This is a genomic window from Mycobacterium cajalii (genome assembly GCF_045809005.2).
Classification (GTDB): Bacteria; Actinomycetota; Actinomycetes; order Mycobacteriales; family Mycobacteriaceae; genus Mycobacterium.
Map to the genome: position 1 here is coordinate 2,013,713 of NZ_CM141436.1, position 26,758 is coordinate 2,040,470.

The 26,758-nt window shown below is 69.9% G+C and carries 28 protein-coding genes and 1 pseudogene; 18 read left to right on the top strand and 11 right to left on the bottom strand.

The window, feature by feature from the left end; translation table 11 throughout:
* Window positions 1–69 precede the first annotated feature (69 nt).
* Entirely contained in the window at window positions 70–816 is a 747-nt protein-coding gene (locus tag ACJ512_RS09700) for an ANTAR domain-containing protein (protein WP_407688157.1), read from the bottom strand.
* 575 nt (window positions 817–1,391) lie between these two features.
* Entirely contained in the window at window positions 1,392–2,702 is a 1,311-nt protein-coding gene (locus tag ACJ512_RS09705; RefSeq protein ID WP_461480038.1) for an ISL3 family transposase, read from the bottom strand.
* A gap of 189 nt (window positions 2,703–2,891) precedes the next feature.
* Here ACJ512_RS09705 and ACJ512_RS09710 point away from each other — a divergent pair, with 189 nt between their 5' ends.
* The gene (locus ACJ512_RS09710; protein ID WP_407687270.1) at window positions 2,892–3,281 is read left to right on the top strand and encodes a DUF732 domain-containing protein; all 390 of its coding nucleotides are present in this window, start codon (window positions 2,892–2,894) and stop codon (window positions 3,279–3,281) included.
* Window positions 3,282–3,311: 30 nt separating this feature from the next.
* Window positions 3,312–3,506 (top strand): hypothetical protein, encoded by a 195-nt coding sequence (locus ACJ512_RS09715; RefSeq protein WP_407687271.1) that lies wholly within the window; start codon window positions 3,312–3,314, stop codon window positions 3,504–3,506.
* A 117-nt stretch (window positions 3,507–3,623) separates the two neighbouring features.
* Here the strand turns inward: ACJ512_RS09715 and ACJ512_RS09720 are convergent, their stop codons facing one another.
* Together ACJ512_RS09720 and ald are read right to left on the bottom strand one after the other, a co-directional pair.
* A complete protein-coding gene (locus ACJ512_RS09720) occupies window positions 3,624–3,893 on the bottom strand; it encodes a type II toxin-antitoxin system prevent-host-death family antitoxin (protein ID WP_407687272.1) in 270 nt (89 codons plus the stop codon).
* The gene (gene ald, locus ACJ512_RS09725; RefSeq protein ID WP_407687273.1) at window positions 3,893–5,008 is read right to left on the bottom strand and encodes an alanine dehydrogenase; all 1,116 of its coding nucleotides are present in this window, start codon (window positions 5,006–5,008) and stop codon (window positions 3,893–3,895) included. Before ald ends, ACJ512_RS09720 begins: the two co-directional genes overlap by 1 nt.
* A gap of 100 nt (window positions 5,009–5,108) precedes the next feature.
* On the opposite strand from ald, the gene aldR reads away from it, so the two are divergent.
* The 5 genes from aldR to ACJ512_RS09750 are packed head-to-tail and all read left to right on the top strand — an operon-like array spanning window position 5,109 to window position 9,602.
* Window positions 5,109–5,624: an HTH-type transcriptional regulator AldR gene (gene aldR / locus ACJ512_RS09730; protein WP_407687274.1), complete on the top strand. Its 516-nt coding sequence runs from the start codon at window positions 5,109–5,111 to the stop codon at window positions 5,622–5,624.
* A gap of 7 nt (window positions 5,625–5,631) precedes the next feature.
* Window positions 5,632–6,114, top strand: a complete 483-nt coding sequence (locus ACJ512_RS09735) for an SRPBCC family protein (protein ID WP_407687275.1) — start codon at window positions 5,632–5,634, stop codon at window positions 6,112–6,114.
* A gap of 21 nt (window positions 6,115–6,135) precedes the next feature.
* Window positions 6,136–7,584 (top strand): flavin-containing monooxygenase, encoded by a 1,449-nt coding sequence (locus tag ACJ512_RS09740; protein ID WP_407687276.1) that lies wholly within the window; start codon window positions 6,136–6,138, stop codon window positions 7,582–7,584.
* A gap of 9 nt (window positions 7,585–7,593) precedes the next feature.
* Complete coding sequence (locus ACJ512_RS09745; protein WP_407687277.1) at window positions 7,594–8,514, top strand: metal-dependent hydrolase; 921 nt, start codon at window positions 7,594–7,596, stop codon at window positions 8,512–8,514.
* Complete coding sequence (locus ACJ512_RS09750; protein ID WP_407687301.1) at window positions 8,511–9,602, top strand: PDR/VanB family oxidoreductase; 1,092 nt, start codon at window positions 8,511–8,513, stop codon at window positions 9,600–9,602. Before ACJ512_RS09745 ends, ACJ512_RS09750 begins: the two co-directional genes overlap by 4 nt.
* Here ACJ512_RS09750 and ACJ512_RS09755 read toward each other — a convergent pair.
* Window positions 9,589–10,101, bottom strand: coding sequence for a GNAT family N-acetyltransferase (locus ACJ512_RS09755; RefSeq protein WP_407687278.1), 513 nt, complete (start codon window positions 10,099–10,101; stop codon window positions 9,589–9,591). The genes ACJ512_RS09750 and ACJ512_RS09755 overlap by 14 nt on opposite strands.
* On the bottom strand, window positions 10,098–10,676 hold the full coding sequence (locus ACJ512_RS09760; protein ID WP_407687302.1) for a TetR/AcrR family transcriptional regulator: 579 nt from the start codon (window positions 10,674–10,676) through the stop codon (window positions 10,098–10,100). Before ACJ512_RS09760 ends, ACJ512_RS09755 begins: the two co-directional genes overlap by 4 nt.
* Before the next feature lie 144 nt (window positions 10,677–10,820).
* Here ACJ512_RS09760 and ACJ512_RS09765 point away from each other — a divergent pair, with 144 nt between their 5' ends.
* The gene (locus ACJ512_RS09765; RefSeq protein WP_407687279.1) at window positions 10,821–11,810 is read left to right on the top strand and encodes a Rieske 2Fe-2S domain-containing protein; all 990 of its coding nucleotides are present in this window, start codon (window positions 10,821–10,823) and stop codon (window positions 11,808–11,810) included.
* A 6-nt stretch (window positions 11,811–11,816) separates the two neighbouring features.
* A complete protein-coding gene (locus ACJ512_RS09770) occupies window positions 11,817–12,905 on the top strand; it encodes an NAD(P)H-dependent amine dehydrogenase family protein (protein ID WP_407687280.1) in 1,089 nt (362 codons plus the stop codon).
* Between the two features lie 5 nt (window positions 12,906–12,910).
* On the opposite strand, the gene ACJ512_RS09775 is transcribed toward ACJ512_RS09770, so the two are convergent.
* Window positions 12,911–14,278 carry an HNH endonuclease signature motif containing protein gene (locus tag ACJ512_RS09775; RefSeq protein WP_407687281.1) on the bottom strand — a complete coding sequence of 456 codons (1,368 nt, stop codon included), beginning with the start codon at window positions 14,276–14,278 and terminating at the stop codon, window positions 12,911–12,913.
* Between the two features lie 113 nt (window positions 14,279–14,391).
* Here ACJ512_RS09775 and dapB point away from each other — a divergent pair, with 113 nt between their 5' ends.
* Genes dapB through ACJ512_RS09790 form a run of 3 tightly spaced genes read left to right on the top strand, consistent with a single transcriptional unit; the run spans window position 14,392 to window position 16,030 of the window.
* On the top strand, window positions 14,392–15,126 hold the full coding sequence (dapB, locus tag ACJ512_RS09780) for a 4-hydroxy-tetrahydrodipicolinate reductase (protein WP_407687282.1): 735 nt from the start codon (window positions 14,392–14,394) through the stop codon (window positions 15,124–15,126).
* Entirely contained in the window at window positions 15,123–15,578 is a 456-nt protein-coding gene (locus tag ACJ512_RS09785; protein ID WP_407687283.1) for a hypothetical protein, read from the top strand. The genes dapB and ACJ512_RS09785 overlap by 4 nt, the downstream gene beginning before the upstream one ends.
* Window positions 15,575–16,030 carry a flavodoxin family protein gene (locus ACJ512_RS09790; RefSeq protein ID WP_407687284.1) on the top strand — a complete coding sequence of 152 codons (456 nt, stop codon included), beginning with the start codon at window positions 15,575–15,577 and terminating at the stop codon, window positions 16,028–16,030. The genes ACJ512_RS09785 and ACJ512_RS09790 overlap by 4 nt, the downstream gene beginning before the upstream one ends.
* On the opposite strand, the gene ACJ512_RS09795 is transcribed toward ACJ512_RS09790, so the two are convergent.
* Complete coding sequence (locus tag ACJ512_RS09795; protein ID WP_407687285.1) at window positions 16,015–16,854, bottom strand: thioesterase family protein; 840 nt, start codon at window positions 16,852–16,854, stop codon at window positions 16,015–16,017. The two genes, ACJ512_RS09790 and ACJ512_RS09795, sit on opposite strands and share 16 nt — an antisense overlap.
* A gap of 39 nt (window positions 16,855–16,893) precedes the next feature.
* Here ACJ512_RS09795 and ACJ512_RS09800 point away from each other — a divergent pair, with 39 nt between their 5' ends.
* Window positions 16,894–18,426, top strand: a complete 1,533-nt coding sequence (locus ACJ512_RS09800; protein WP_407687286.1) for a class I adenylate-forming enzyme family protein — start codon at window positions 16,894–16,896, stop codon at window positions 18,424–18,426.
* Window positions 18,423–21,647 (top strand): acetyl-CoA carboxylase family protein, encoded by a 3,225-nt coding sequence (locus tag ACJ512_RS09805; RefSeq protein WP_407687287.1) that lies wholly within the window; start codon window positions 18,423–18,425, stop codon window positions 21,645–21,647. Before ACJ512_RS09800 ends, ACJ512_RS09805 begins: the two co-directional genes overlap by 4 nt.
* A 12-nt stretch (window positions 21,648–21,659) precedes the next feature.
* Here the strand turns inward: ACJ512_RS09805 and ACJ512_RS09810 are convergent, their stop codons facing one another.
* A complete protein-coding gene (locus ACJ512_RS09810; RefSeq protein ID WP_407687303.1) occupies window positions 21,660–21,974 on the bottom strand; it encodes a PE-PGRS family protein in 315 nt (104 codons plus the stop codon).
* Between ACJ512_RS09810 and ACJ512_RS09815 the strand changes: the two genes are divergently transcribed.
* The 4 genes and pseudogenes from ACJ512_RS09815 (at window position 21,880) to ACJ512_RS09830 (ending at window position 25,139) form a co-directional block, all read left to right on the top strand.
* Window positions 21,880–22,086 carry a hypothetical protein gene (locus tag ACJ512_RS09815; RefSeq protein WP_407687305.1) on the top strand — a complete coding sequence of 69 codons (207 nt, stop codon included), beginning with the start codon at window positions 21,880–21,882 and terminating at the stop codon, window positions 22,084–22,086. The two genes, ACJ512_RS09810 and ACJ512_RS09815, sit on opposite strands and share 95 nt — an antisense overlap.
* Window positions 22,083–22,864 (top strand): annotated as a pseudogene (locus ACJ512_RS09820) (SDR family oxidoreductase). Before ACJ512_RS09815 ends, ACJ512_RS09820 begins: the two are co-directional and overlap by 4 nt.
* Window positions 22,861–24,042 (top strand): acyl-CoA dehydrogenase family protein, encoded by a 1,182-nt coding sequence (locus ACJ512_RS09825; protein ID WP_407687288.1) that lies wholly within the window; start codon window positions 22,861–22,863, stop codon window positions 24,040–24,042. The pseudogene ACJ512_RS09820 and the gene ACJ512_RS09825 overlap by 4 nt, the downstream one beginning before the upstream one ends.
* Window positions 24,039–25,139: an acyl-CoA dehydrogenase family protein gene (locus ACJ512_RS09830; protein WP_407687289.1), complete on the top strand. Its 1,101-nt coding sequence runs from the start codon at window positions 24,039–24,041 to the stop codon at window positions 25,137–25,139. Before ACJ512_RS09825 ends, ACJ512_RS09830 begins: the two co-directional genes overlap by 4 nt.
* Here the strand turns inward: ACJ512_RS09830 and ACJ512_RS09835 are convergent.
* Both ACJ512_RS09835 and ACJ512_RS09840 read right to left on the bottom strand, forming a co-directional pair.
* Window positions 25,045–25,497, bottom strand: a complete 453-nt coding sequence (locus tag ACJ512_RS09835; RefSeq protein ID WP_407687290.1) for a PAS domain S-box protein — start codon at window positions 25,495–25,497, stop codon at window positions 25,045–25,047. The genes ACJ512_RS09830 and ACJ512_RS09835 overlap by 95 nt on opposite strands.
* A 501-nt stretch (window positions 25,498–25,998) precedes the next feature.
* On the bottom strand, window positions 25,999–26,742 hold the full coding sequence (locus ACJ512_RS09840) for a dienelactone hydrolase family protein (RefSeq protein ID WP_407687291.1): 744 nt from the start codon (window positions 26,740–26,742) through the stop codon (window positions 25,999–26,001).
* Window positions 26,743–26,758: the final 16 nt, after the last annotated feature.

Sequence of the window (26,758 nt, forward strand, 5' to 3'; positions counted from 1 at the left end):
CACACATCTGACCGACGGCTCTGGCGCCGCTGCCATCGCCCGACCCACAACCCCCGGACCACTTGCGATCTACTCCCCGGGTCGGCGAAGCCGTCCCAGCAGCTGTCGAGCAACCTCGTGCAATTTGACGTTTTGCTCCTGCGATCCCCTGACGAGCCGCTGAAACGCCTCGTCGGCGTCGCAACCGTGGATGGCCATCAGCGCCCCTTTTGCTTGATCGATTTCGGCCCGCGAGGTCAACGCGCGTTCCAGACTGACCACGGTGTCCCGAGTCTTTTGCCACCGGCGGGCGTTGATGATCGCTTGGCCGGCCGTGACCGTATACAGCCGGACCAGTCCCTCGTCGAACGGGTCGAACGCCGACGCGGTATAGCTGTAAACATTAAGCGAACCAACAAGTTCGGGTTCGGCGTCATCGACGAGCAACGGCGCCGACAAGCAGGCCCGAACACCAAGCTTTTTGGCCTGCGCAGCGAATTCGGGCCATCGATCCCCATCCGCGGCGGCAATCTCCACACGGACGGGTCGACGCTGCTGAGCCGCTTGCATGCACGGCCCTCGCCCGAACTCCTGCTGAACGCGATCCAAGGCCATGATCCGCTCATCAGTGCTCACCTGAGTGCTGCAGGCGCTGCCGTCGCTGATCACCGTGATACTGACGGCATCGGCGTCGGGAATCGCCCTCAAAGCGATCTGGGCAACCCGCGCCAAGACATTACCTACCGGCTCTTCGGCGGCGAAAACATCACGCAGGCCCGAGATCGCCTCCGCTGTGGCGTCCAGCCGCAACAAAGGATCTGGTCGTTCGGCACCCATCATTCTTCCTTGTTTTTCGCCTAAACCACGTCGTGGCGAGCACTGGCGAACCGATCCTAGCCGCCCAGCACCGAGCAAGAGCGCGCCGCTACCTGGACTCGATCGCTAACTCGCAGCCCGTTGCCTTGCCAGCATGCAGCCTCGCCCCGGCGATCACCGGGGCACCTTTCTCCGCGCTGATCGTGTTCACCAGCGGGGAGGGCTACTCTCCGCAGCAGACGCGGAATTGCATGAAAGATCGGGCCTACGGCCTCCAGCGGCAGGCCCGGCGCGTGCGAACGCAACAGCTGGCAGCTCCCTGCGAGATCACACCACCGTCGCGGCGACCCACTTCCGATGCCGGTTAAAATCCGGCTCTCCTGACGCATCCGTGGGTCCGATCTGGTGATGGTTGGACGTTTGTCTGGTCCTTTCCGCGATAGTTGCTTTTGGCGCTGCCTCGCGTAGGGAGGGGTCCATGTGGAGCCCCCGAGCGCAGCGAGGCGGAACGACATGGACGCCGACGAGCGGGTGGCGCAGAATCGGCAACGCTCGGGGAAGGGGGCACCCTCCGAGAGGTGCCCTGGTGGGGGGTGTCAGCCGCGGCCGGGTAGGGCGGGTCGCTGCCCGCCGAGGGCGAGCATGGCCAGGGCGATCAGTGCGGCGGGGTTGTGGAAGCCGAATGCGATGCGGGTCAGGACCCGGATCTTGGTGTTGGTGGATTCGATCAGTCCTTGGGATAGGCCGTGGTCGAGGGCAGCGTCGATGGCTTGACGGTGGCGCACGATGCGGCGGGCCAGCTCGACGAACACCGGGATGCGGCAGCGCCGCGCCCAGGAGGTCCATTTATCGAGGGCGTCTTTGCCTTGTTGGCCTTTGACCGAGAACACATGCCGCAGGCCCTCTTTCAAAAGGTAGGCGCGGTAAAGCCGGGTGTCGGTTTTGGCGATCCAGGCCAACTTGGCGCTCTGGCGTTCGGTGAGGTCTTCGGGGTTTTTCCACAGCGCGTAGCGGGCGCCTTTGAGTCGGCGGGCCTGCTCGTGTCCGGGTCTGGGTGCGGCGTCGTTGGCGGGGCGGCCGCGGCGGCGTTTGGGCTCGCTACGGGCCAGCGTCCGCGCATCGTTCCAGGCCCGGCGCCGCTCGGCATCAAGGGCCTCGGTGGCCCAGGACACGACATGAAACGCATCGGCGCACAGGATCGCGTCCGGGCAGCGTTCGGCGACCACGGCAGCGATCCAGTCCGCGGCATCGGCGGAGACGTGGGTGATCAACGCGGCCCGCTCAGCACCCAAAGCGTCGAAGAAGCGTCGCAGGGTCGCCTTGTCGCGTCCCGGCGCGGCCCAGACCAGATGCCCGCTGTCGTGGTCAACGACCACCGTCAAGTACTTGTGGTGGCGTTTGTAGGAGATCTCGTCGATGCCGATCCGGCGTAGGTTGGCAAACCGATCAACAGTCTTTTCGGTGTCGGCCCACACCCGCGCCACGATCGCCCCGACGGTGCGCCACGCGATGCGCATCAACTCGCAGACCGCCGTTTTCGAGCAAGCCACCGCCAGCCAGGCCACCGTGTCATCGAAGGCCAGCGTGTGTCCGGCGTGATGACGCGACCACGGCACCGCAACCACGGTCGGCCCGTGGGTGGGGCAGTTCACCCGCGGCGCCTCGGCCTCCAACAGCACTTGCACCGTCCCCAAATCCAGGCCCCGCCACCGGCGGAGACCCTCCCCGCGGTCATACCAAGGCGCCTTGCTCCCACAGCGCCCACAACGCTGTGAAACACCGCTGCGTGGGCGCACCCGCGCCACCACCACCTCGGCGCCCTCGTCCTCCTCGCAGAATTCGATGTCCTCGACCACCGTGCGCCTATCGACACCCAGCAGCGCACGCCATAACCTCGCATTGCGCACGTCGTTGCCCGCTTCCTTTGGTTCCTGACCTTTGACAGCCAGAAACCCTAAGCCACAACGACGTGCGCCTACTCAGCGCACAAAACCACCCACGGAAGCGTCAGGGGAGCCTAAAATCCGGGTAGTTCTCGTCGCTACTCCCCAGTGCCAGCCACCGGACGCCGCGGAATTCGACTACGAGGAGGTGTCATGGTGGTGCGAGCCATCGCGTTGATAGTCTTTTCCGTCGGGTTCGCCGCACCGGCCCGCGCGGACGCCACCGACGACGCATTCATTGCCAACCTCGACACCTCCGGAATGAATTACGGCGCAACCGATCAGGCAATCCGGGTCGCCAAAACCGTCGTCGGCGCCACGCTCGACAACAACCCCGACACCAGCAACGCGGACCTGGTCACCCGGGTCACCAGCGCCACCAGCCGGCCGCCGCTCAACGCCGCCTACTTCACGGGAGCCGCGATCCAGGCCTACTGCCCCCAGTACGGCTCCATCGCAGTGCCTGCCCTGCCCAGCAGGGGCCCCAAAGCCCCCGGCACGGCTCCGTCGACGCCCCCGAGTCCGGGCGTTCAGTCAGCGTGAGCGGTCACCATCCCCCGACGCGGTGGCCCTGTGGACGAAAACCGCGTGCGGCGACAGCGTGCGGAACTCGACAGCATTGCGTCATCGATAAACGGCACGACGATGCGCGATGTGGATCACGCGGACGACGACTCTGTCCTCGAAAATCGGACAAAGCAAGCGAAATTCGCCTCGACGCGCCGAGAACCGGCCATCCAACTGACCGCGAAGCCTTACCCACTTTGATGGGGATTCTCCGCCAGCGGGCCTCCGATGAACTCCCAGCAGGCGAAGGAAACTGATTTTCGGGCAACAGCTCGGTCAGCGCCCTCTTTGCCGCCCCCGTCAATTCGACGCGGTAGCTCACCGCGGCAGCCGGCCGGCGGCGCGCAGCTCCGCCGTTACCTCCTCGAGTGAGAAGAGCTCACCGTTTTCAGCCTCGGCCTCGGCCCTCCGGACTTCACGCATGAGTTCCCGATCGCTGGGGATCACCGCGGCCCGGCGCCCTTGCGGAGTCACCTCGATCCGCTCGTGCGTCCGCACCGCTTCATCGACGAGGTCTGACAGGTTTGACAGGTTTGCCCGTACCACGGCGAGCGGCAGCGTCGTCGTGTACGGAATTCTAGCCAGCATCAGGCGAGCACGCTCGCCGGCTCGGTGTACGGCAGGCCCAGGTCGGCGGCGACGCGTTCGGACAGCAGCGCGCCGTCGTGCGTCGAAAGCCCTTTGGCCAGGGCCGGATCCGACTCGCAGGCCGCCCGCCAGCCCCGGTCGGCGAGCTGGAGCACATACGGCATCGTGGCGTTGGTCAGCGCGTAGGTCGACGTCTTGGGCACCGCGCTGGGCATGTTGGCCACGCAGTAGAACAGCGTGTCGTGCACGGCGAAGGTGGGATCGTCGTGGGTGGTCGGGCGTGAGTCTTCGAAGCAGCCGCCCTGGTCGATGGAGATGTCCACCAGCACCGCACCCGGCTTCATCTGTGCGACAAGCGAGTTGCCGATCAGCTTGGGCGCCTTGGCGCCGGGCACGAGAACCGCCCCGATCACCAGGTCGGCGCGCTTGACCGCGCCTTCGAGCTCGTACTTCGAGGAGTGGCGGGTGCTGATGTGGCCGCCGAACTCCGCGTCGAGCAGTCGCAGTTTGTTGACGTTGACGTCCAGGACCCGGACGGCGGCGCCCATGCCGGAGGCGATCCGGGCCGCGTTGTAACCGGCTGTGCCGGCGCCGATCACCACGACGTCGGCGGCCTTGACGCCGGGCACCCCACCCATCAACACGCCCCGGCCGCCCTGGGTGCGCATCAGGTGGTAGGCCCCGACCTGAGCGGAGAGCCGGCCGGCGACCTCGCTCATCGGCGCCAGCAACGGCAGCGCGCCGTCGGCGGTCTGGACGGTCTCGTAGGCGATCGACGTGGTGCCGGCGGCCAGCAGCGCATCGGTGCAGGACCGGGACGCGGCCAGGTGGAGATAGGTGAAGAGCACCTGGCCCCGCCGCAGGAAGCCGTACTCGGCCGGCAGCGGTTCCTTCACCTTGAGCACCAGGTCCGCCTCGGCCCACACCTGATCGGCGGTGCCGGCCAGTTGGGCGCCCGCCGCCTTGAATTCGGCGTCGGCGATCGCCGAGCCCTCGCCGGCGCCGGTCTGCACGAGCACCTCGTGGCCGCGGTGGGTCAGTTCGGTGACACCGGCGGGAGTGATGGCCACTCTGAACTCGCTGTTCTTGGTCTCGGTCGGAACGCCGACGCGCATTTGGGCCCCCTGCCACGGGATTTCGGAATGACTACTCCAAGTGTGAAGAAAGTTCGAGCTCTTCGCAAACGGGACGCCGATGATTCGGTAAAGTGGTGAGATGGCTGAGGAAACAACTGGCCTGGACGGTGGGCGAGGTGGCCCGCCGAAGGATGTTCGACCCGCCGACCTCGACGATGTGGACCGCAGGATTCTGACCCTGCTGCACGCCGACGCGCGCATCACCAACACCGCACTGGCCGAGACGGTCGGCATCGCGCCGTCGACGTGTCACGGTCGCGTCCGGCGGCTGGCGGAGCTCGGCGTCATCCGGGGCTTCTACGCCGACATCGACCCGGTGGCCGTGGGGCTGCCGCTGCGGGCGATGATCTCGGTCAGCCTGCAGTCCCACGCGCGCGGCAAGATCCGCAGCTTCATCCACCGGATCAGCAGCAAGCCGCACGTGCGGGACGTCTACTTCCTGGCCGGCGCCGACGACTTCCTGCTCCATGTCGCCGCGCGCGACACCGAGGACCTGCGCTCGTTCGTGGTCGAGAATCTGAACGCCGACGCCGACGTCGCGAGGACCCAGACGTCGCTGATCTTCGAGCATCTGCGCGGGGCCGCACCGATATGATCGGGCGATGACCCGGCCCGCAGATTCCGCCGTGACGGCCACCGTGCACGTCGACGCCCCCGCCGAGGTGGTCTACGGGCTGCTCACCGACCTGCCGACGCTGGCCTCGCTGGCCGAGGAGACGGTGGCGATGGAATGGCGCAAGGGGGACCCCGGGGGTGGCGGTGTCCGGCCGGGTGCGGTGTTCACCGGCCACAACGCGAGCGCCAGCCGGCGCTGGAGCACCCGCTGCACGGTCACCGACGCCGAACCGGGCCGCCAGTTCGCGTTCGACGTCACCCACACGGTGCTGCCGATCGCCCGCTGGCAATACGACATCGTCGCGGACGGCGGCGGCTGCCTGGTCACCGAGAGCACCTGGGACCGCAGGCCCGGCTGGTTTCGCAAGCTGGCCGGCAAGGCCACCGGCGTGCCCGACCGGGCCGCCGCCAACGCCGAGCACATCCGGCTCACCCTGCAGCGCCTCAAGCAGCGCGCCGAGGCCGGGTAGGCGCACCCGGACCGGCCCCCGATGACCCCACGCGATCCCGCCGTAGCCGTCGTCGGAGCGGGCATGTCCGGGTTGTGCATCGCAATCGCTTTGCTGCGCAACGGGATCGGCGACGTCACCATCTACGAGAAGGCCGACGACGTGGGCGGCACGTGGCGGGACAACACCTATCCGGGCCTGTTCTGTGACGTGCCCTCGCGGGTCTACCAGTACAGCTTCGCCCGCAAGCCGGACTGGTCGCAGATGTTCTCCCCGGGCGGGGAGATCCAGGCCTACTTCCAGGGCATCGCCGACACGTTCGGGCTGCGGGACCGGATCCGGTTCGGCACCGAGATCGTCAGCGCCCGGTTCGACGGCGCGCGCTGGGTGCTGCGCACCGGCGCCGGCGCGGAGTCCGAGGTGGACTTTTTGATCTCGGCGACCGGTGTGCTGCACCATCCGCGGGTCCCGTCGCTGCCCGGTGCCGGCGACTTCGGCGGCCATCTGTTCCACTCGGCCCGCTGGGACCATTCCGTCGAGCTGCGGGGGCGGCGCGTCGCGGTGATCGGCAACGGATCGACCGGGATCCAGTTGGTCTGCGGCCTGGCCGGCGTCGCGGAAAAGCTGACCCTGTTCCAGCGCACCGCGCAATGGATCGTCCGGCTGCCCAACCCGCGGTATCCCGGGCTGGCCGGGCGCACGCACCGGGCGATTCCGTGGCTCGGCGGGGTGGCCCACCGGGCCTACAGCCTGGCCTTCGACACGTTCGCGGGCGCGCTGACCAAGCCGGGCCTGCGGCGAAAGGCGATGGGGGCGCTGTGCCGCGCCAGCCTGCGCAGCGTGCGCGACCCCGGCCTGCGCGCCGCGCTGACCCCCGATTACCAGCCGATGTGCAAGCGGCTGGTGGTCTCGGGCGGCTTCTACCGGGCGATCCAGCGCGAGGACGTCGAACTGGTCACCGCCGGCGTCGACCACCTGGAACGCCGCGGCATCGTGACCGGCGACGGGGTCCTGCACGAGGCGGACGTCATCGTGCTGGCCACCGGGTTCGACACCCACGCGTTCTTCCGGCCGATGCGGCTGACCGGCCGGGACGGGATCACCGCCGACGAGGTGTGGCGCGACGGGCCGCGGGCGTACCAGACCGTCGCGATGCCGGGCTTCCCGAACTTCTTCATGATGCTCGGGCCGCACAGCCCGGTGGGCAACCTCGCCCTGACGTCGGTGGCCGAGTCGCAGGCCGACCACATCCTGCGATGGATCCAGCGTTGGCGCCGTGGCGAATTCGACACCGTGGAGCCCAAGGTATCGGCCACCGAGACGTTCAACGCCGCACTGCGCGCCGCGATGCCCCGCACCGTGTGGACCACCGGTTGCGACAGCTGGTACCTCGGCAAAGACGGCATCCCCGAGGTGTGGCCCTTTACGCCGGCCGCACATCGGGCCATGCTGGCCAAGACGGATTCCGCTCAGTACGAGCTGCGACGGTAGGGGGCTACGATGTTGCGCGTCGACGACCGGGCGGCGGGTCCGCATGACGCCTCGTTGGACCACGAACGCCTGGTCCTCGAGGCCCGCGACGTCGAATTCGACTGGTCGGCGCTGCCGTTTTACTACGTGCCCGGTGAGCCGTTCGTCACCCACGTCCTGTCCGTTCTGCACCTGCTGCTGCCGGCGGGCGAAGAGTTCTTCGTCGAGGCGTTCAAGAAGTCGCTGCCGCTGATCAAAGACGACCAGCTGCGCCAGGACGTGCAGGGCTTCATCGGCCAGGAGGCCGTGCACTCCCGCGCGCACGCCAAGGTGCTCGACCACTTCGCCGCCCGGGGCGTGGACGTGACGCCCTACACCGACCAGATCCGATGGCTGTTCGACAAGCTGCTGGGGGAGCGGCCGGGGTGGAGCCTGCGGCGGCAGCGCAGCTGGCTGCTGGAGCAGATCTCGTTCGTGTCGGCGATCGAGCACTACACCGCCGTGTTGGGCGAGTGGGTGCTCAACTCGCCGGCCCACGACGTTATCGGCACCGACCCGGTGATGCTGGACATGCTGCGGTGGCACGGCGCCGAGGAGGTCGAACACAAGGCGGTGGCCTTCGACACCATGGTCCACCTGCGGGCCGGGTACTGGCGGCGGACCCGCGCACAGCTGGTCGTCGCACCGGCCATGGCGCTGTTGTGGTTTCGCGGGGTGCGGTTCCTGTACTCCATCGATCCGCACCGGCCGCCGGGCACCAGGGCGCGGTGGTGGCTGTGGTGGTGGGACTACGTCCGCGCGGCACGTCGGGGCCTGGTGCCGTCTCCGCTGCGATTCGTGCGGGCCTTCGCCGACTACCACCGGCCCGGCTTCCATCCCTCGCAGCTGGGCGGGCTGGCCCGGGCGGTCGACTACCTGGCCGTCTCACCGGCCGCGCGTGCGTCGCGCTGACGGGTCGCGCCGTGCCCGAGAGCCTTTGGCGCAGCAGGCCTGCCGACCTGTACGGGCGGCGCGACCGCGACCGGCTCGGTGCGCTGTTGTGGGGGCTGCGGGTGGTTTTCGACGGGTTCGCCTCGGTCTCGCGGTGGGAGCCGTCCCGGGTGCGACCGGTCCGGCGGACGCAGACGGCGGTGGTCACGCAGCGCGAACTCGTCGCCCCCGACGTGGTCGCCCTGACGTTGGCCGACGCTGACGGCCGACCGCTCCCGTCCTGGACGCCCGGCGCGCACATCGACGTCCGGTTGCCCTCGGGACGGCACCGGCAGTACTCGTTGTGCGGTCAGCCCGGGCGACGCACCGACTACCGCATCGCGATCCGCCGGATCGCCGACGGCGGCGGTGGTTCGATCGAGATGCACGAGTCTCTCGGCGTCGGCGACACCGTGGTGTTCGAGGGCCCGCGCAACGCGTTCTTCCTCGGCGCCGCCGAGCGCGACGTGCTGTTCGTGATCGGCGGCATCGGGGTGACGCCGATCCTGCCGATGATGCGGGCGGCCCAACGGCAGGGAATCGGCTGGCGCGCGGTGTACGCCGGTCGCAGCCGGGAATACATGCCGCTGCTGGACGAGGTGGTGTCGGTGGCGCCGCAGCGGGTGCGGGTCTGGGCCGACGACGAGCATGGCCGCTTCGCCGGCGTGGACGAGCTGCTGGCCGGCGCCGGGCCCGCCACGGCGGTGTACGTGTGCGGGCCGACCGCGATGCTGGAGGCGGTGCGCACGGCCCGCGCCGAGTTTGCCATGGCGCCACTGCATTACGAGCGGTTCACCCCGCCGCCCGTCGTCGCGGGCGTGGCGTTCGAGGTGGAGCTCGCACGGTCGCGGCAGGTACTCGGCGTTCCGGCGGACCGGTCGGCGTTGAGCGTCATGCTCGACCGAGACCCCACCACCCCCTACTCGTGCCGGCAGGGTTTTTGCGGCACCTGCAAGGTGAAAGTGCTTGCCGGACAGGTCGACCACCGGGGACGTCTCGGCGTGGGCGCGGACGAGATGCTGGTCTGCGTCTCGCGGGCCGACGGTCGGCGCATCGTCATCGACGCCTGAGCGTGTAGCCCACGTGCGGCACCCGCACTCCCGCCAGCGGCTCCCAGTCCAGGGTGCGGCCGTCGAGGCGGAACTGCTTCTTCTCGTAGAAGGTGCGCGCCCTGTCGTTTCGCTCGGCACACCACAGCACCGCGTCGGCCGAGGGCAGCGTGCTCAGCGCCGTGTCGAGCAGGCGGCCCCCGAGGCCGCGGCGCTGGCAGTCCTCGGCCACGTAGAGCGCGTCGATCTGAAGCTGGCCGGGATCGGCGGGGTCGGGCCCGAAGATCGTCACGCCCGCCACCGCGTCGCCGGACTCGGCGATCCACATGCTCCACCCGGGCCGGCTCAGGTTCTGGGGGTAGATGTCGGCCGCCCAGCGCCGGGCGGGGCCGAGGATGTCGAGCAGCGGCGCGGTGAGGATCCCGGTCCAGGACCGCCGCCACGCCGGGTAGTGCATGTCCGCGACGCGGCCGAAATCGCTCGGCGTCGCTTCGCGGATCGCGGGGTCGCTGACGTTCATTCCACCCGGGACTGTTCCAGATAGGCGACCAGCGCGTTGGTCAGACCCCGCCGTGCCATGTCGAGGTCGGCGTAGGAGCCCAGTTGGCGCTCGGACACCAGGCCGCGCATGGCGCCGGGGATGAGGGTGGCCACCTCGCGGACCCGCTCGGGGTCGACGCCGAGCCCGGCGAAGGCGTTCTGGCAGGTCTGAAGCCAGCTCTTGCCCCAGGAGAACAGCTCGGCCGCGGTGCGCGGGTAGAGGCGTTCGAGTTCCTTCGGGTCCCGCGGCAGTGCCGCCCGCAGGTTTTCGATCGCCCGCGAATCGGGCGACGCCAGCCCCCGGTAGAGGGTGTCGACGATGGCGCCGACTCGTTCGCGCAGGGGCACCTCGGGCTGCGTGGTCGTCGCCAGCGTCGAGATCGTCGCGGCGCGGCGCTCGGCGGTGCGGTGCAGCACCGCGGCCCAGAATCCGTCGGTGTCGCCGAACTGGTACTGCACCGCGCCCCAGGTGGCGCCGATCTCCTTGGCGATGCGGTTGGCCGACACCGAGCCCGGATCGCCGGAGGCCAGCGACGTCAGCGCGGCCTCCAGCATGCTCTCGCGGGTCGCCTGGCCGCGGCGGTTGGGGCGGCGGCCCGCGACATCGGTGCCTGTCACACGGCCGAGCCTAGTGAGGCCGTCCATATTTTCATAGAGGGTACTTTGATTTCTGGTGCGAGCCCCCTATCATTCGTACACATGGCGAAGCCGCCGTTGTCGATGAAACCGACCGGATGGTTCCAGGTTGCCTGGTCCGACGCGATCGGGATCGGCGACGTCCACAAGATGAAGTATTTCGACCAGGAGATGGTCGCCTGGCGGGCCGAGTCCGGCGAGCTCACCGTGATGAACGCCTACTGCGAACACCTCGGTGCGCACCTGGGCTATGGCGGTCAGGTCATCGGCGAGATGCTGCAGTGCCCGTTCCACGGGTGGCAGTGGAATCAGCAGGGCCGCAACGTCCGCATCCCGTACCAGGACCACCCCAACCGCGGCAGGCGGATCCGGACCTACCCCGTGGTCGAGCGGAACGAGTCGGTCTACATCTGGCACGACGTGCAGCGCCGCGAGCCGTACTTCGAGGCGCCCGACGTCTTCGCCGCGTTCGACGACGGCAGCAGCGCCGCCGACTACTATCCGCAGCAGCGCCTGTACCGGGAGAGCCTGGAGCTGCACCCGCAGTACGTGCTCGAAAACGGGGTCGACTTCGCGCATTTCAAGTTCGTGCACCACACCCCGATCGTGCCGGTCTTCACCCGCCACGACTTCGCCGACGCGGTGTCCTACGTCGACTTCACCATCACGTTCGAGGGCGACGACGGCCAGAGGATCGAGGACGTCAACAGCGGCGTGCAGGCCGTCAACGGCGGTCTGGGAATCGCGGTGACCAAGAGCTGGGGGATGGTCGACAACCGGACGATCTCGGCGATCACCCCCGTCGACGAGTCCACCTCCGATCTCCGTTTCATGGTCTACATCGGCCGCCCGGCGCTCGGCGCGGGCAAGGATCCGGAGCGCGCCGAGCGGAAGGCGCGCGAGTTCGGGCAGGAAGTGATCCGCCAGTTCACGCAGGACATCGAGATCTGGGCGCACCAGCGCTACTCGGACCCGCCGGGGCTGACCACCGACGAGTACGAGGGCTTCACCGCAATCCGGGCGTGGGCCAAGCGGTTCTACGAGAAAGGCTGAACGCGAATGAGTCCACCCGCTCGCCCGATCCGCGTGTTCCAGGTGGCCACCGGCAACGTCGGCAAGGAGATGATCAAGCGTATCGCCACGCAGCCCGACCTGGAACTGGTTGGCGTGCACTGCTATTCGCCGGACAAGGTCGGCCGGGACGCCGGTGAGCTGGCCGGCCTGGCGCCCAACGGCGTGAAGGCCACCGGCACCGTCGAGGAGATCATTGCCGCCGGGCCCGACGTGCTCACCTTCCATGGTGTGTTTCCCGACGAGGACCTCTACGTCAGGGTGCTCGAGGCGGGGATCAACGTCGTGACCACCGCCGACTGGATCACCGGGTGGCACCGCGACAAGAATCATCCGCACCCGTCGGGCAAGCCGGTGACGCAGCTGCTTTCGGAGGCCTGCGCGAAGGGGGGCGCGACGTTCTACGGCACCGGGATGAACCCGGGCCTGAATCAGATCCTGGGAGTGGTCTGCTCGGCCGACGTGGCCGAGATCGAGAACGTGACCACGATCGAGTCCGTCGACGTGTCGTGCCACCACTCCAAGGACACCTGGATCGAGGTGGGCTACGGCCTGCCGGTGGACGATCCGGAAATTCCGGCGAAGCTGGAGAAGTACACCCGGGTGTTCGCCGACAGCGTGCTGATGATGGCCGACTGCTTCGACCTGCCGCTGGACGAGGTGAAGTTCAGCTACGAGTTGGGCGCGTGCACCAAGGACGTCGACCTCGGCTGGTACACCCTGCCCAAGGGATCGCTGGGCGGCAACTACATCAAGTACCAGGGCATGGTCGACGGCGTACCCCGGGTCGAGACGCACCTGGAATGGCAGATGACCCCGCACACCGACCCGAGCTGGGACATCAAGGGCTGCTACATCACCCAGATCAAGGGTGATCCCTGCATCTACAACAAGCACATGATCTTCCCCAGGCCCGGGGTGGACCTGTCCAACCCGGACAACTTCGCCTCCATCGGCATGACCGTGACCGGCATGCCCGCGCTGGCGTCGATCAAGTCGGTGGTGGCGGCGCGGCCGGGGCTCATCACCAGCGCGGACCTGCCGCTGCGCGGCTTCGCGGGGCGTTTCAAGCTCTGAAGTCATCATGGCGCGTCGTCGTCGTCGAAGTCCTCGAAGAGGCGCTCCGGATGGTGGTAGTCGTTGGTGCGCGCACCCCGGTCCAGCTGGGGCGGCGGGATCCACTCGGTACGACCGTTCGGGAGTTTCCTTGTCCGCCATCCCTTGTCGGTGAGCTTGTGGTTGGGCTTGCAGGCGAAGGTGAGCTTGTCGGCATCGGTCGGGCCGCCGTGGGCCCACTCGTGAACGTGGTGGATCTCGGACCAGTAGCCCGGCACGTCGCAGCCGGGATGGGTGCAGCCGCGATCCTTCGCGTAGAGGACCACGCGCTGGTCCGGTGACGCGATCCGCCTGGTCCGGCCCAGATACAGCGGGCGGTCCGAGTGCTCGTCGAACACCGCCAGGTAGTGATAGGCATGGGCGGCCATGCGGATCAGGTCGCGCATCGGCAGCATGGTGCCGCCGCCCGTCACCGCCCGGCCCGCGCCCGCGGTCAGCTCCTGCAGCGTGGTCGACACGACCACGGCGACCGGCAGACCCTTGTGCACACCGAGTTTCGGATCGCCCAGCTGGCCACGGACCAGGGCGTCGAGCGCGTCATGCTGGCGCTGGGAATGGCTGCGCCGATCCCGGCCCGCGGCTTCCTCGTCGGGTTCGCCCGCGACGCAAGGAGACTCGTCGTCGGGGTTGCACATGCCCGGCGCGGCGAACTTGGCCAGCCACGCGTCGAGGTGGGCGCGCAGATCCGGCGAGGCGAACAGCTTGCCCACGCTCATCCCGTCGGGGCGCTGGCCGCACCACGTGAAGCCGCGCTGCCGGGCGCGGTCGGCGTCGGAGAACTTCCCGTCGGGATTGAGCCGCAGCGCACAGCGGTGCGCCACCTTCTCCAACTGGTCGGGCCGCAACTGTGTCGCCTGGCGGGCGAGGAACCTCTCGGCCTTGTCCACCGTCTCGACCGGGATGTCCTGCGGCAGGTCACGGACGAAGGTCTGGATCACCCGCAGGTGCTGCGCGTCGAGCATGCCGTCGCGCCAGGCCTCCGCGGTGGCCGGCAGCTCCGGCGGCAACTCCTGGCCGGTGAGCGTCACCCGCGGGGAAAGCTGTGTGGCGTCGCGCAGCCGGCGGCCGGCCTCGGCGCAGCTGATCCGCAGCCAGTCCGCGACCACCTTGTGCACCGGGCCGCCCACGTCGGCGGAATCCTCCTTGGCCAGCCCCGCGATCACGTCGTGGCTCAGTGCCGCCTGCCGCCGGTGAGAGGTTTCCATGCGCTCCAGCGCGCGCAGCCGCACGGCGGGGCTGTAGGCATCGAAGTCCAGCGCGCCGAGCGCGGCGCGGGCCGCGTCGAGGCCGTCGAGAGCGGCGGCCAGCTCCGGCGGAACCTCGATCGAACGCATATTCGAATGATATTCGCGCCCGGCGAAAAGCGACGGGCCGCAGCCGGTGCCTGTGGATGAACACCGGACTGTGGACAAAGCCACCGCGAACCGCCGGTCTAGTCTTGACCACCATGCGGGTAGGTGTGCTGGGGGCCAAGGGGAAAGTCGGGGCGACGATGGTCGGGGCCGTGCAGGCGGCCGAGGACCTGACCCTGTCCGCGCAGGTGGACGCCGGTGACCCGCTGAGCCTGCTGACCGAGGGCGGCACCGAGGTGGTCATCGACTTCACCCACCCCGACGTGGTGATGGGCAACCTGGAGTTCCTCATCGGCAACGGGATTCACGCCGTGGTCGGCACCACCGGCTTCACCGCCGAGCGACTGCGGCAGGTCGAGTCGTGGCTGGCCGGGACCACCACGAACGTCCTCATCGCCCCGAACTTCGCGATCGGGGCGGTGCTGTCGATGCACTTCGCCAGGCAGGCGGCGCGGTTCTTCGACTCGGCCGAGGTCATCGAGCTGCATCACCCGCACAAGGCCGACGCCCCGTCGGGCACCGCGGCCCGCACCGCCAAGCTGATCGCCGAGGCGCGAAAAGGCTTGCCGCCCAACCCCGATGCCACCAGCACCGGCCTGCCCGGGGCGCGTGGGGCCGACGTCGACGGCATCCCGGTGCACTCGGTGCGGCTGGCCGGGCTGGTCGCCCACCAGGAGGTGCTGTTCGGCACCACCGGGGAGACGCTGACCATCCGTCACGACAGCCTGGACCGGACGTCGTTCGTGCCGGGCGTGTTGCTGGCGGTGCGGCGCATCCCCGAACACGCCGGCCTCACGGTGGGCCTCGAGCCCCTGCTCGACCTGCAATGAACGCCACCCGGCGCATCCAGCTGCTGATCGGCTTCATGTGCGCGGCCATGCTGGTGTATTTCGTGCTCCTGGGGCGCGAGGCCGTCGCGATGATCGGCTCCGGCCGCCCCGCCGCGGCGGGGCTGGGCGTGGCGCTGCTGATCATGCCGGCCATCGGGCTGTGGGCGATGATCGCCACGCTGCGCGCGGGATTCGCCCACCAGAGGCTGGCCCGCCTGATCGCCGACGAGGGCATGGAGCTCGACACCTGCGGCCTGCCGCGACGCGCGTCGGGCCGGATCGAGCGGGGCGCGGCCGACGCCTTGTTCGCCAGCGTGCGCACCGAGGTGGAAAGCGCCCCCGACGACTGGCGACGGTGGTACCGGCTGGCCCGGGCCTACGACTACGCGGGGGATCGCCGGCGGGCGCGGGAGGCCATGAGGACGGCCGTCGAAATGCAGGGCCGCCCATGACGAAAACGCTGCTGATCGTGCACCACACGCCGTCGCCGCACACGCAGGCGATGTTCGAGGCGGTGCTGTCGGGCGCCACCGATCCCGAGATCGAGGGAGTGGAGGTCATCCGTCGCGCCGCCCTGACCCTCTCCCCGGCCGACATGCTGCAAGCGGACGGTTACGTGCTGGGGACCCCGGCCAACCTGGGTTACATGAGTGGTGCCCTCAAGCACGCCTTCGACGTGTGCTACTACCCCTGCCTCGACGCCACCCGCGGGCGCCCGTTCGGCCTGTACCTGCACGGCAACGAGGGCACCGAGGGCGCCGAGCGGGGCGTCGCCGCCATCACCACCGGGCTGGGTTGGGTGAAAGCGGCCGACACCGTGGTGGTTTCGGGCAAGCCGAGTAAGGACGACCTGGAATCGTGCTGGAATCTCGGGGCGACGGTGGCCGCTCAGCTGATGGGATGAGGCGGCTGGAACGCGTCGGCGGGTTGGGCCAAAGCCAGCGCGCAACTGGTCCCGAGGGGACCGTGCCGGTCGAACAGCGTCGCACTGCCGGTCGCCACGCCGGCGGCGCCGAAATGGCTCGCCGCCGCCAGGCCGAGGTACTCGCCGTCGGGCAGCCGGCTGGCGGTGACGGTGTAGTCGGCGTTGATGTAGCGCAATCCGCCGGTGCCCCAATGGGTCAGCGAGCTGGTGAAGTCACCGACGAACGCCAGCCGGGTGAAGGCCGTGAGCGGGTGGCCCTGCACCATCGGGCGAATCAGCCTGGTCCACACGAACTTCTGGGAGTGCGCCTGCTCCCACTCGCCGGCGGCGAGGCCGGGAGTGCCCGCTGCGGTGGCCCCGTAGCGCCAGATGAGAAACGGCATGCCCGGCGGATGGCCGTCGGAACCCGCCGGAATCGGGGGTATCCCCACCGGGGCGGACCAGACCTCGCCCTCGGGATGCTCGCCTCGTCGCAGGAACAGCGCACTGGCGCGGGCCACCTGCCGGCCGTTCTGGATCAGGGCGGCGTCGACGAGCCTGATGCGCCGGCCCTCCCGCTGCACCGCGACCTCGATCCGCACCGGCTCGAGCAGAACCGGGCGCAACAGGTCGACGGTGAGGCGGGCGGGCTGCAGGTCCGGGTCGATACCGGACTGCTCGATGCCCCAGCCCAGCAGGCCGCCGACGACCTGACCGCCCATGGCGCCGCCCCACGGCCCGCGCGTCAGCGCGCCCGGCAGGTAGGAGTCGCCGTCGACAGTGAAGAACGCCTCGGGCATGATGGCGGAATCCTCGATCGTCACCGCTATCACGATAGGCGAGGCGGATATTAAGGAGCGGGCATGCCTGCAGTGACCGAGATTCCCCGCACTCACAACCCGTTCGCGACGACGGGCGTCTCCAGCGGCGCCGACGGCATCCCGCGCTACGACCGCCTGCCCGCCACGCTGCTCGACATGCTCGCCGAGCAGGTCGACAACCGCCCCAACAGCGAGGCGGTGGTCGAACTGGGCGGCGACCGGCTGACCTACCGGCAGTTGTGGCGCCGTGCCGCGCGCGTCGCCGGCGGGCTGCACGCCGACGGTCTGCAACCCGGGGACCGCGTCGCGGTGCGCTACGCCGCCGGGATCGACTGGGTGCTGGCGTTCTGGGGCACCGTGATGGCCGGTGGCGTTGCGGTGCCGGTCAATACGCGCTCGGCGCCACCCGAGGTCGCGTTCGTGCTGTCCGACTCGGGTGCGCGGATGGAGCTGGCGCCGCAGACGCCGCTCCCCGACGGCGAGCCGTATGTGACGCACCAGCTGCGGCACACCGACACCGCCGCCCTGTTCTACACGTCGGGCACCACCGATCACCCCAAGGGGGTGCCCACCACGCACGAGGCCTTCCTCACCAACACCGAGAACATGCTGCGCAGCATGGGCGAGCCGGCCGATCTGGGCGAGGCGCTGCGCACGCTCATCTCGGTGCCGCTGTTCCACGTGACCGGTTGCAACTCGCAGCTTTTGGTGGCCGCCCGCGTCGGCGGGGCGGCGGTGATCATGCCCGCCCTCGACCTCGACGGGTTCCTCGCCGCCCTGTCCGCGGAGCGGATCTCCTTCCTGGTGACCGTGCCCGCCATCTACTCGCTGTTGTTGCGGCACAGCAACTTCGGCGCGGCGGACGTTTCCGCGGTCCGGTGGGCGGGCTACGGCGGCGCGCCGATCGCGCCGTCGCTGGTGCGGTCGGTGCAGAACGGGTTCCCGCACGCCACGGTGTTCAACGGCTACGGCATGACCGAGACGGCCTCGCTGATGACCGTGCTGCCCGACGCCGACGCCGTCGAGCACGCCGACTCGGTCGGCTACGCGGTGCCCTCGGTGGATCTCGGGGTGGTCGCCGCCGGTGACGACCCGATGACGGGTGAGTTGGTGGCACGCGGGGCCAACGTGACCGGCTCCTACTGGAACCGCCCGGAGGCCACCTCGACCACGATCGTGGACGGCTGGCTGCACACCGGCGACGTGGTGCGCGTCGACGACGCCGGCCGGGTGCACATCGTCGACCGGCTCAAGGACATCATCAACCGGGGCGGGGAGAACGTCTCGAGCGTCGAGGTCGAAGCCGTGCTGCTGTCCGCGCCCAGCGTCGCGGACGCCTGCGTGCTGGCGGTTCCCGACGACGTCATGGGGGAGAAGGTCGGTGCCGTGCTGTTCGGTGGCCCGGACACCGTCGACGTGGCCGCCGTGATCGACCACTGCCGCGAACAACTCGCCGACTACAAGGTTCCCCAGTACGTCACCGTCGTCGACAGCGCGTTGCCGCGCAACGCCGGTGGCAAGCTGCTCAAGGGCAGGCTGCGCGAGCGGGTGCGGTGGGGTGAACCGTGGCGGTGAGCGCGACCCTGCTGATCGCCAACCGCGGCGAGATCGCACTCCGGATCGTCCGCACCGCAACCGAACTGGGTATGACGACGGTCGCGGTGTACGCCGAGGACGACGCCGCCGGCCCGCACGTGCACGCGGCCGACGAGGCGATCGGCCTGCCCGGCGCCGGGCCCGCGGCCTACCTCGACCAGCAGGCCATCCTCGCGGCGGCCGACAAGTCCGGCGCCGGACTCGTCCATCCCGGGTACGGGTTTCTCAGCGAGAACGCGGAATTCGCGCGCGCCTGCGCCGCGGCCGGGCTCACGTTCGTGGGTCCCGACGCCGCCGCGCTCGAGTTGGTGGGCAACAAGTCCTCGGCCCGTGCCGCCGCCGTCGCCGCCGGCGTGCCGGTGCTGCCGGCCACCGAGGGGCCGAGCGGCGTCGCCGACATCGCCGCCTTCTTCGCGGCGCACGGCGGCGCCGTCATGATCAAGGCGCTGGCCGGCGGCGGCGGCCGCGGGATGCGGAAGGTGACCGCCGCCGACCAGATTGAGGCCGCCTGCCGGCAGTGTGCCGCCGAGGCGCAGCGTGGCTTCGGCGATCCGGGGCTGTTCGCCGAGGCCGTGCTCGGCGCGGCCCGCCACGTCGAGGTGCAGGTCGTCGCCGCGCCGGCCGGCCACCAGACGCACGCGCTCGCGCTCGGCGACCGCGACTGCAGCCTGCAGCGGCGCCACCAGAAGCTGATCGAGATCGCCCCCGCCCAAGGACTGTCCGACGCGCTGCGCCGCAGCCTGCATCAGGCCGCGGCCCGGCTGTGCGCCCGGGTCGGCCTGCGCGGGCTGGCCACCGTCGAATTCCTGGTCTCCGGTGAGCAGTTCGTCTTCCTGGAGGTCAACCCGCGGATTCAGGTGGAGCACACGGTGACCGAGGAGACGACGGGGATCGACCTCGTCGCCGTGCAGCTGGCCATCGCCGGTGGCGCGCCGTTCTATGAGCTGGGGCTCCCGGCCGGGATCGCCTCCGACGGCACCGAGATCATCGGCGAGCCCGCGGCGCGCCGGGGCATCGCGATCCAGGCCCGGGTCAACATGGAGACCTTCGCCCCCGACGGCTCCGTCGTGCCCGCGGCGGGCACCCTGACGGCGTTCACGCCGCCCAGCGGGCCCGGCGTGCGCGTCGACACCTACGGCCGGCCGGGGTTGGCCGCCGCCCCCCACTACGACTCGCTGCTGGCCAAGGTCGTCGCCCACGTGCGCGGGCCGTCGTTTCCGGCCGCGGTGCGCAAGGTGCGGACCGCCTTGGGCGAGTTCGCCGTCGAGGGCATCCGCACGAACCTCGGGTTGCTGCGAGAACTGTTGGCGCAGGAGGAACTTCAATCCGGCTGGGTGACCACGGACTTTCTCGACGAGAAACTCCCCGGGCTGGCGGCCGTGGCGCTGTCGCGGGAGGGCGAGGCGCGTGCCGCCGAGGTCGAGCTGTACCCGGGGGAGGAACCGCTGCGCGCCCACCTGGCCGGCACCGTGGTCGAGGTGCCGACCGAGGACGCCGAGTTCGGGCCCGGTGACCAACTGGTGGTCCTCGAGGCGATGAAGATGCAGCACGTGCTCACCGCGCCCGGCGCGCTGCGGACGGTCCGGGTCCTGGTGGTCCCCGGGCAGATCGTGGGGACCGGCGACCCGCTGCTGGTGTTCGCCCGCACGGGTCCCCGCACCGACAACGGATCAGATCCTGCCGCGGTCGATCTCGATCGGCAGCGGGCCGACCTCGACGAGGTCCGGCAGCGGCACCGGCGCACCCTGGACGAGGGACGGGAGGCCGCGGTCGCCAAGCGGCACAAGCAGGGCCGGCGCACCGCCCGGGAGAACATCGCCGACCTGGTCGACGCCGGCAGTTTCGTCGAGTACGGCGCGCTGGCCATCGCCGCGCAGCGCAGCCGGCGCTCCGAGGAGGACCTGATCGCCAACACCCCGGCCGACGGCCTGGTCGCCGGCCTGGCCACCATCGGCGCCGAACGGTTCGGGCGGGCCGCCGCCGAGGCCGTCGTGGTCTCCTACGACTACACCGTGCTGGCCGGAACCCAGGGCATGCGCAACCACGCCAAGACCGACCGGGTCTTCGACCTGGCGGCACGCAGACGCGTTCCGGTGGTGCTGTTCGCCGAGGGGGGTGGCGGGCGGCCGGGGGACACCGACGTGGGCGGCGCCGCCGGGCTGGACGTGCCCACCTTCCGGATGCTGGCCGGCCTGCGCGGCCGGGTGCCGCTGGTGTCGGTCGTGTCCGGCCGCTGCTTTGCCGGCAACGCCGCGCTGGCCGGGGTGTGCGACGTGATCATCGCGACCCCCGACGCCAACATCGGGATGGGCGGGCCGGCCATGATCGAGGGCGGCGGGCTCGGCGTGTACCCCCCGGAGGCGATCGGCCCGATCGAGGTGCAGCGGCACAACGGCGTGGTGGACCTGGTCGCCCGCGACGAGGCGCACGCGGTGGCGCTGGCCAAGCGCTACCTGTCCTACTTCCAGGGCGCGCTGCGGGACTGGGAGGCACCGGACCCGCGGCTGGCCCGGCACGTGGTGCCGCAGAACCGATTGCGCGCCTACGATATTCGTCGGGCGATCGAGTCGATCGTCGACGTCGGCTCGATCCTGGAGCTACGGCCCGACCACGGTGTCGGGGTCGTGACCGCCCTGGTTCGCGTCGAGGGGGCGGCCTACGGGCTGATCGCCAACAGCAGCCATCACCTGGGCGGGGCGATCGACGCGGAGGCCGCGGACAAGGCCGGTGACTTCCTGGGCCTGTGCGAGTCGTTCCGGCTGCCGGTGATCTCGCTCTGCGACACCCCGGGGTTCATGGTGGGGCCGGACGCGGAGAAGGAGGCCACCGTGCGGCGGTTCGGCCGGATGTTCATCGTCGGGGCGGGGCTGACGGTGCCGGTCGGAATGATCATCCTGCGCAAGGGGTACGGCCTGGGCGCCATGGCGATGGCCGGCGGTTCGTTCCGCGCGCCGCAGTTCACCGTCGCCTGGCCCACCGGGGAGATCGGCGGCATGGGCCTGGAAGGTGCTGTGCGGCTTGGCTTCCGCAAGGAACTCGCCGAGGCGGATCCCGACGAACGGCAGCAACTGTTCGACCGTTTGGTCGAGGCGGCCTACCAGCACGGCAAGGCGCTGCGGTCGGCCACCACCTTCGAGCTGGACGACGTGATCGACCCCGCGGACTCGCGCGCCTGGATCACCCGGCTGGCAGGAGCCTGAGGGGCGGGCGGGTCAGCCGTGGCCCGAGCCGCAACCGACACCCGGCAGGCATCCGACCCCGCCCGGTACGCCACCGGGCCCGGCGAACTGGCCGCCGGAGCCGCAACCGACGCCCGGGACGCAACCGTGGCCGCCCGGACCGCCGCCGGGACCGCCGTTCTGGCCTCCCCAGCCGCAGTTGCCGTTGTTGTCGCATCCTCCGCCGCCCGGACTGTCTTGGAAGGCAACGTGTGTGGATGATGCGGTGATCGGCGCGGGGGCGGTCGCGAAAACCTCGGCCGCTGCCGTGGGGGTGGCGGTGACCGTCGCTGCAACAGCCCCGGCCACCACCAGTGGTTTGATGAGGGCTAATTTCGCTGACATGCGCATTGGTTACCACATTGACACGTGTACAAAACCTGCCCCGGTGCGGCGGATGACAGAAGGCACTGCGAAATGAGCTCCCCGGACCTGACCGGCCGCACCGCGATCATCACCGGCGCATCCCGGGGCATCGGGCTGGCCATCGCCCAACAACTGGCCGAAGCGGGCGCCAACGTGGTGCTGACCGCCCGCAAGCAGGAGGCGGCCGAGGAGGCCGCGGCGCAGGTGGGGCGCGGGCCCTGGGTGTGGGCGCCCACGCGGTCGACGAGGACGCCGCCCGGCGCTGCGTGGACCTGGCCATGGAGCGCTTCGGCAGCGTCGACATCCTGGTCAACAACGCGGGGACGAACCCGGCCTTCGGTCCGTTGATCGATCAGGATCACGCCCGCTTCGCCAAGATCTTCGACGTCAACCTGTGGGCCCCGTTGCTGTGGACGTCGCTGGCCGTGAAGTCCTGGATGGGTGAGCACGGCGGCGCGGTCGTCAACACCGCCTCCATCGGCGGCCTGCACCAGTCGCCGGGCATGGGCATGTACAACGCCACCAAGGCGGCTCTCATCCACGTCACCAAGCAACTGGCACTGGAACTCTCGCCGCGGGTGCGGGTCAACGCGATCTGCCCCGGGGTGGTGCGCACCCGGCTGGCCGAGGCGCTGTGGAAGGACAACGAGGACCCGCTGGCGTCGTCGACGGCCCTGGGCCGGATCGGCGAACCGGTCGACGTGGCCAACGCGGTCGCCTTCCTGGTCTCCGACGCCGCGAGCTGGATCACCGGCGAGGTGATGGTCATCGACGGTGGTCAGGTGCTCGGCAACGCCGCGGGCTTCCAGGCACACCCGGGTGGCGGGCGGTGAACACCGCAGACCTGGACGCACGCGTACAGGCGCTGCTCGACGGCCACGACCCGGCGACCACCGCCCCGCGGGAATTCCTCGGCGCGCAGTACGACGCCGGCCTGGCGTGGGTGCACCTGCCGGAGGGTTTCGGCGGGCTGGGCCTGCCGCGCAGCGCCCAGCAACGGGTCGACGCCCGGCTGGCCGCCGCCGGCGCGCCGGTCGGGGGGACACCGAAGAACTTCATCGGGATGGGCATGGCGGCCCCGACCATCGCGGCGTTCGGCACCGACGAGCAGAAACGGAAGTTCCTGCGGCCGTTGTTCACCGGGGAGCAGGTCTACTGCCAGCTGTTCAGCGAGCCCGGTGCCGGGTCGGACCTGGCCGGGGTGGCCACCCGGGCGGTCCGCGACGGTGACGAGTGGATCGTCAACGGGCAAAAGGTGTGGACGTCGATGGCCCAGCACGCGCAGATGGCCATCCTGGTCGCCCGCACCGACCCGACGGTGCCCAAACACGCCGGCCTGACGTACTTCCTGTGCGACATGACCCAGCCCGGTGTCGAGGTCCGCCCGCTGCGCCAGATCACCGGCGAGGCGGAGTTCAACGAGGTGTTCCTCACCGACGTGCGGGTGCCCGACGCCAACCGGCTCGGCCCGGAGGGCGCGGGCTGGAAGGTCGCGACCACCACGCTCAACAACGAACGGGTGGCGATCGGTTCGCGCCCCGGCGTGCCGCGGGAGGGCGGGATCATCGGCAAGGTCACCGCGGCCTGGCGCGACGAGCCGGGGCTGCGCGACCCGGCCATGCACGACGAGCTGATGCGGCTGTGGGTCGACGCCGAAGTGCTCCGGCTGGCCGGTGAGCGGCTGGGACAACAGGCCCAGGCCGGTCAGCCCGGACCCGAGGGCGCCGGCATGAAGATCGCGTTCGCCCGCCTCGCGCAGGCCATCTCGGGTTTCGACATCGAGCTGCACGCCGAGGCCGGGCTGCGCTACGACGACTGGACCATGCGCAGAACCGAAGTCGTCGACCTCGTCGGGCGCGAGCCCGGCTACCGCTACCTGCGGGCCCGCGGCAACTCGATCGAGGGCGGCACCTCGGAGATCCTGCGCAACACCGTCGCCGAGCGAATCCTGGGCCTGCCCGGCGAACACCGCGTCGACAAGGACGTCGCCTGGAAGGACATCCCTCGATGAGCATCGGCGATTTGCTGTACTCCGACACCGAGGAAGCCCTGCGCGACAGCGTGCGCCAGCTGTTCGCCGACCGCTGCCCACCCGAGTCGGTGGCCCGCGCCTACGATCCAGACCCGCAGGACTTCTCGGCGCTGTGGCGGACGCTGGCCGCCGACCTGGGCGTGGCCGGACTGCTGGTGCCCGAGGCCCTCGGCGGCGCCGGCGCGAGCGCCCGCGAGGCCGCGGTCGTCATGGAGGAGATCGGCCGGGCCGTCGCGCCGGTGCCGTACCTGTCCAGCGCGGTCCTGGCCACCGTCGCGCTGCTGCGTGCCGGCGACGACGACACCGTGCCCGCGCTGGCGCGGGGGGAGCTCACCGCCGCGCTGGCGGTACCGCTGTCCACCGCGCCGGGTGATCCGGTCACCGGCGTGAGCACCGGCGCCGACGGCCTGACCGGGTCGGTCACCAGCGTCGCCGGTGCCGGTGAGGCCGACGTGCTGGTGGTGCCGGTCGCGGGCCGGAACGGACTCGAGCTGCACACGGTCGCACGCGCCGCGCCGGGTGTCGAGGTGTCACCGCTGGTGGCCCTGGACATGACCAGACCCCTTGCGGACGTGCGCTTTTCGGGCGCCGCCTCAGCGCCCGTCGGGCCGGCGGGTTCGGCTGTGACCGAGGCGCTCCGGACCGCCGCGGCGCTGCTGGCCTCCGAACAACTCGGGGTCGCGCAGTGGTGCTTCGACACCACGCTGGGCTATGCCAAGCAGCGCAAGCAGTTCGGCCGCGCGATCGGCTCCTACCAGGCCATCAAGCATCGGCTGGCCGACCTGTGGTTCGAGGTCGGATCCGCCACGGCCGCCGCCCGCTACGCCGCCGACACCTGCGCCCGCGGCGACGAGGACGCCGACATCGCCGCGGCGATCGCCCAGGCGTACTGCAGCGGAATCGCCGTCCACGCCGCCGAGGAGTGCGTGCAGTTGCACGGAGGCATCGGCATGACCTGGGAGTATCCGGCGCACCTGTATCTCAAGCGGGCCAAGAGCGATCAACTGGCGCTAGGCACCACCTACCGTCACCGGGCCCGCCTGGCCGAACTGGTTGATCTGCCTTCCGGCGGCTGACCCAGTGGTCCATGGCCCCGCTGTTGACCCAGAGCTCCTCGGTGCGGTCGTGGAAGATGTTCAGGGTGACGGTGTCGTCGCAGCGGCGCATGGCCGACTCGCTCATGTTCGCCCACACGGAGTGACCGTCCTTGTGGCGCAACCCGATCAGCCGATCGGTGTCGGTTCGCTTGCGCGGCACCCAGCCGTCGTCGGACGGTAGGCCGTAGAAGATGTCGTCGAATGTCATCGACAAGAGTTCGTCGTAGGCGTAGCCGACCATGTCGCAGAACGAGTTGTTGACGAACAATATGGTTCCGACGCCGTCGACCGCGAGGGCGGGCATGGGCAGCCGCTCCAGGGCGATTAGCGCGGGCATTTCGTGCAGTGCCTCGATGGGCAGTTGGTCAGGTGGTGTCGGGCGTCTGCGCTCGACACCACGACTGTCGACAGCTGTGGACTGGCTCAAAACCACGGATACCCCCCCGGGTGATCTATTCCGCCCCACCCCCCACGCGGTGGAGCCCGCAACGCGCTGATGCTGACGACAGCAAATGCTAGGTCATGCCCACGCGTACGTCCATTTGTGATTGTCAATCTTAGCCAGTTCCCGAAAAGTTCGGGTTAACAGGCAATTAAAACTGCCTGTTATTGACGGCGGCGATCGTTTGCCAGGAGCAGCTTCCATCGAAGACGTGCGAAATCAGCTTCCCACTCGGCAAACTTTGAACTCGCGATCCTCGATCAAAACTGCATCGCTCAGCTCAGCATCGTCACCCCCCGGCCACGACGGATCAAGTACCCACCGGGCGCCAACTTAATCAGTGAGAAACCTACAAATTCGGGACGTTGCGGGTGTCGGGTCCGCCACACGGGTGCGTTACCTTCGCCCCAGTGCCGAGCCGAAGAGGTCCGCCATCGCCGCCCAATGCCGCTCGTCGGCGCCGGCGTCGTACGGGGGGTTGTCCGGGACCGCGAAGCCGTGCGCCGCCGGGTAGAACTCGATCGTGTGCGGCACACCTGCCGCCGTCAGCGCCTTGTCGAGCTGTTCGGCATGACCGGGCGTGAAGGACGCGTCGTTCTCGGCCGCGCCGACGTACACCGTGGCCCGCATCCGGTCGGCCGACAGGTGCGGGCTGTCCGCCGTGTCGGTGACCAGGCCGCCGCCGTGGAACGACGCCGCGGCCGCGACACGCTCGGGAAGGCGGCCCGCCACGATCACCGAGGTACGCCCGCCCATGCAGTAGCCGCACACGCCGAATCGGTCGCCGGACACCTCGGGGCGGCCCGCCAGGTAGTCGAAGAAGGCGCCGGCGTCGTCGGCCGTCTTTTCCGGGGTGACGCTGCCGATCATCGAGAACAACCGTCGGCGCTCCGTCGCATCGGCGAACACGGTGGCCATGTCGAACGGGGCCCAGTCGCCGCTGCGGTAGTACACGTCGGGGAGCAGCACGGCGTAGCCGTATCCGGCCAGCTTGGCGGCCATCCCGTCGAAGGTGTCGCGCACCCCGCCGGCGTCGGTGTACATGACCACGCCCGGCCACGGGCCGTCCCCCTCGGGGGTGAAGAGCTTGACGGCGCAGACGCCGTCGGCGGTCGTGATGGTGTCGGTGATTTTCGGCATGGTTTTCGTTGTACTC